A 4,610-nucleotide genomic window follows, 5' to 3' on the forward strand; every position below is an offset into this window, starting at 1 on the left:
GGGATCGTCGCCCCGTCCGATTAGGCACCGCGCTCGTCCGCCCCGTCCGACTTGTCCGATAGGGCATCGCCCCGTCCGATAAGACAGTGCGCCAGGCGGCGGGGAAGCACCCCTTGCGGGTGCCCGCTCCATAGCCTCGGGTCGAGGGGCGTAGCCCCGACGACCCGTGGACCGGGCAAAGCAAGCAATCCCGACCCCGCCAGGGCGTCGCACTGATTGACTGACTGGTATGTGCGACGCCCTTGCGGTCGCCGAGCAGAAATCCTCTTTCCCTGCGACTAATGCGTACGCTTATACATCGGTCATCGGCACTTCGTGCCTCGACCGATGCCTATGGAACGGGCATCCTTGCGGATGCCGGTATGCTGTCAGAGCCTACTATATTTGGGCAGAACGTCCGACTCGTCCGACTCGTCCAATGCCCCCCCCAAGAAGGGCCGTCGTGATGACAGATCCCCGCTTATATACTATCACTCTCTCCCTGAGACAGGTACTGCTCCACTACTGGGAAAGGCTGATCCTTGATCAGAACGATCCCCTCACCGGAGAGGAGGTAAAAGGTAGGCATGGCGCGGAAGTCATACAGCTCGATCCCCTCGAAGTCGCGCACATTGCGTCCCTGGAGCCATCGTGGATCGAAGTGACTCCTCTTCTCCTCCCACTCCTCGACCGTACCAGCCGTAGCGAGTGCCAGGATCCTTATCTGTCGCTCCTCCAGCGCCCTGTCCAGTACCGCTGAGTGCCTCATCTGCTGTGCTAAAACATCGCATCCACTGCAGTCGGGGCGAAAGAAAAAGATCAGGATAGGGACCGTGTCGTAGAGTCCTCCGAGATGGTGCGATCGCCCCTCCACGTCCTTGTAGCTAAAGTCTGTCGCTGCCGTCCCGGGGTAGTTCTTTCGTATCTGCTCACGAGCAAAGACGAGTCTATCTCGCTCTGCTGCTGTAATAGAGTCCGACCCTATAGCCGCCTCCACGAAGGGGAGGTAGAGGGTCTCGTCGTACCGGGCAGAGCTTGGGTCGTAGAGTAGGGCGCTGAGGCTGCTCATCAGCAGGCTTAGAGCCTCGGGATTACGCTCCACCTGTCCGATGAGGTGTTGCGCCGCCGGACGACGCCGATCCTGATCCACGCCCTTGGAGAGCCCGAGATAGTCGATGAGTGATCGGGTGATAAATAGGGTGTCACGCTCTATCCCCGGCTCGGTGAAGTCTACACTATCCCAGTAGTGATCCAGTAGGTAGAGTCGCCTCTCGGCATCCGACCGGACCATCACCGGTATCTCCGGCAGCACCAGCTGACGCTCGTGGACGACAGCCTGCTGGCGCTCGTCTGTTTTCTTACCGCTACTACACCCTCCGATCAGGAGCGGCATGAGTAGCGCTATGAGTAATTGCCTTGCTTTCATACGGCAATAATACCTATTTTTTCATTAAGTGTAGGGTAAACCACTTCATGTCAATTTGTGTAATATGAGGTAATTATATATAATCCCATCGGACTGTTGACCCTATTCTCTATGAAAGTGTAAACTTTAACATTTGCTACAATCCTTGATTGTATCGGCATTCCAGTAGAGTAGTCATTCTATTTTTCTAATTTTGCTTGATTTAATCGAGTATTTTGAGGTACATTTGTAGCGTGAAGGGGGACGAATGCCTCGTGTGGTCACTTTGTAACATTATAGAGAGTCTTTTTTAACTTGTGAGGTCGCAAAGTTTTTCTTGACTGGAGCATACAGTCCCTTTGACACATATCCGATCCACCGGGTTAGGTACTATAGATGGAGATAACAATTGTTTAATCTTTTCATATATGAAGCATTACGCTAAAATACTTCTGATCCTCCTGCTCTCAGGGCTCGCCATCCAGGGTGCGAAGGCTCAGAAAGTAGCACTTAAGACCAACGCCCTCCACTGGGCTGTCATGGGCTCTCCCAATGCTGCCCTCGAATTCGCTATGGGTCCTAAGGTAACCCTTGACCTCTACGGCGGTGGCAACCTCTGGAAGTATGAGAAGCCCCTCGAGGTGCGTCACTGGCTCGTCCAACCGGAGCTCCGGTACTGGTTCTGCGAGGTCTTCAATGGCACCTTCGTCGGCCTTCACGGCCACTACGGTCAGTACAACATCGGCGGCATCAATCTCCCCGTCGGTCGACTGAAGAACCTGAAGGACCACCGCTACGAGGGCTACTTCTACGGCGCCGGACTCAGCCTCGGACATCAGTGGATCCTCTCCAAGCACCTCAATCTCGAGGCCTCCCTCGGTGGCGGCTGGGCACGCACTCCTTACAAGAAGTACGAGTGCCCCGTCTGCAGCCCGCTCCTCGACGAGAGCACCTACGACTACTTCGGCCTCACTCGCGCCACGCTCTCCCTCACCTACTTCTTCAATTGATCCATGGATAAGATGAAAAAGATATTTGCCGCGACACTCCTGTCGCTCCTCGCTCTCACCGCCTTCGCTGCGAAGCCGGTTCGCCACCTGGATCAGATCAAGGCTACCCCGACTGTCCACGTCGACAAGGGCGCCGGTCAGGTGAGTCTCGCCCTGGATCTCATCCTCGATGACCTCCGGGTGGGCAGCAACGACCTCATCATCCTCACCCCGAGGATCGCACAGCCCGACGGCTCCTACGAGCAGGTACTCGAGCCGATCTACATCGTCGGCGGGACCCGTGACAAGGCTCTCAGTCGCCAGCTCTCCTTCGGACACACGCCCGACTACTACTCTGCTGCTCGTCCTCAGAGCATTACCCGTCGACAGAATGGTCTCCCGCAGACCATCCGCTACAGCGTTACGGTCCCCTATGACAAGCGTATGCGCGGAGCCGTCCTCTCCATCGACGAGTGGCTCACCGGATGCGCCGACTGCGACCGAGGCAACGCCACGATGACGCTCCTCACCCCCTTCGTCAAGGCAGAGCCCTACCGCCCCACCTACCACACCTCCTACGTGGTACCTGTGGCAGAGAAGATCAAGAACCGCGCCGATAAGTACTCCGCTACCATCGCCTTCCGCGTCGCAAAGCACAATATCGACCGTGGCTATAAGCAAAATGCCACCGTCCTCGATGACGTGGACAGCAAGGTCCGCTCCGTGCTCGGTAATAAGGACATCACCCTCACCGGCATGACCGTAGAGGGCTGGGCCTCACCCGAGGGCAAGGCGGGGTACAATAAGGCACTCTCCGAGCGCCGTGCGAAGTCCTTCGCTGACTACCTCAGCCGCACCCACGGCATCAAGCGCTCCGACATGAGCGTCGCCGGACGTGGTGAGGACTGGGCAGGTGTGGAGAAGCTCATCCGCGAGTCGGATCTCTCCTACAAGTCCGACCTCCAGCAGATCATCGACAACTACAGCGGTGACGCCCGCGACCCGAAGGTTCGCACCCTCCAGGGCGGTGTCCCCTTCCGCGAGCTGGTATCCGACGCCGGACTCTACGCCAAGGTGCGCCGCACGGACTACGCCTTCCGCTACACCGTCCGGGGCTTCAACCTCGAGGAGGCACGCGAACGGATCAAGACTGCGCCGAAGCTCCTCAGCCTTAACGAGATGTATCTCGTCGCTAATAGCTATCCCGTCGGCAGTGAGGACTTCAAGGAGGTCTTCGCCATTGCCGAGAAGTACTTCCCCAACGAGCCCGCTGCGCTGACTAACGCCGCTGCTGCTGAGCTCGAGAGCGGAAATGCCGCCGCAGCCCTCACCCGACTTGATCAGGTGAAGGCACCCACCGCCGAGACACTGAATAACCGCGGTATCGCCCTTGCCCTCACCGGCAAGTACGACGAGGCGGAGAAGTGCTTCAGCGAGGCGATTGCCAAGGGCGACAAGCGTGCCGCCGACAACCTCGCCGAGCTCCGCAAGCTCGTCGAGAGCCTCTGATAGAGCCATTGCGCCGTCCGACTTGTCCGACCTGTCCGACTTGTCCGACTTGTCCGATAAGACTACGACATCAGCAGACATTACTACAATCACTATATTATTTATCACTCACTGTTTTACAACATTTAGATTTATGAAAAATGTAGCAACAGTACTTGCAGCAGCTGCCGTGGCACTTGCCTTTACGGCTTGCAGCAAGACTAACAATGGCGTAGAGCCTACAGACGAGGGCACGACCGGTCTCCAGCTCTCCGTCTCCTACTTCAAGGCCCAGTCTGGCAACCGTGCTGACATCACTGATGGTCAGGACAAGGAGGTAGAGGGTACCAAGGAGGAGAACGAGATCAAGAGTGGTCAGCTCCTGATCAGTGATCGTCCCGCTATCCCCGTGGAGTTCCTCGAGCCTAAAGGCAACGTCTGGACCAGCAAGGTGATCAAGACCAACCCCGGTACCGACGTGACCATCACTCCGTTGATCAATATGGCAGCTCTTGGCTTCACCAAGGCTGACCTCGACAAGGACAAGACGGTCGCTATCGCTGATATCGATAAGCTTGCCTCTGCCACCGAGGGCTTTGCTATGTCTACCTCAGCTGAGGAGGCTTCCAATACTCAGACGATCGTGGACGGCGTGAAAGACCCGAAGAATGAGAATAAGAACTTCTTCAAGTTCACACTCCAGCGCGTGGTCTCTAAGGCTCAGCTCTGGATGGATGGGGTAAATGTCG

General features: G+C 56.9%; 4 protein-coding genes. 3 read left to right on the plus strand and 1 reads right to left on the minus strand.

What is annotated here, in order from left to right; translation table 11 throughout:
• Nucleotides 1-460: 460 nt before the first annotated feature.
• Complete coding sequence (locus B088_RS07930) at nucleotides 461-1,405, minus strand: DUF5106 domain-containing protein (protein WP_081605494.1); 945 nt, start codon at nucleotides 1,403-1,405, stop codon at nucleotides 461-463.
• Nucleotides 1,406-1,812: 407 nt separating this feature from the next.
• Here B088_RS07930 and B088_RS07935 point away from each other — a divergent pair, with 407 nt between their 5' ends.
• From B088_RS07935 to B088_RS07945, 3 genes are all read left to right on the plus strand, one after another.
• Nucleotides 1,813-2,394, plus strand: a complete 582-nt coding sequence (locus B088_RS07935) for a DUF3575 domain-containing protein (RefSeq protein WP_018107896.1) — start codon at nucleotides 1,813-1,815, stop codon at nucleotides 2,392-2,394.
• 3 nt (nucleotides 2,395-2,397) lie between these two features.
• On the plus strand, nucleotides 2,398-3,882 hold the full coding sequence (locus tag B088_RS07940; protein ID WP_026170570.1) for an OmpA family protein: 1,485 nt from the start codon (nucleotides 2,398-2,400) through the stop codon (nucleotides 3,880-3,882).
• 133 nt (nucleotides 3,883-4,015) lie between these two features.
• On the plus strand, nucleotides 4,016-4,610 hold a 595-nt coding region (locus B088_RS07945; RefSeq protein WP_018107898.1), incomplete at its 3' end, for a hypothetical protein.

Origin of the sequence: Porphyromonas bennonis DSM 23058 = JCM 16335, assembly GCF_000375645.1 — a bacterium.
GTDB classification, from domain to species: Bacteria; Bacteroidota; Bacteroidia; order Bacteroidales; family Porphyromonadaceae; genus Porphyromonas_A; species Porphyromonas_A bennonis.

Excerpts from the sequence above, each read along its gene's own strand:
- B088_RS07935 (WP_018107896.1), top strand. The coding sequence starts at position 1,813 with ATGAAGCATTACGCTAAAATACTTCTGATCCTCCTGCTCTCAGGGCTC.
- B088_RS07930 (WP_081605494.1), bottom strand. The coding sequence starts at position 1,405 with ATGAAAGCAAGGCAATTACTCATAGCGCTACTCATGCCGCTCCTGATC.
- B088_RS07940 (WP_026170570.1), top strand. The coding sequence starts at position 2,398 with ATGGATAAGATGAAAAAGATATTTGCCGCGACACTCCTGTCGCTCCTC.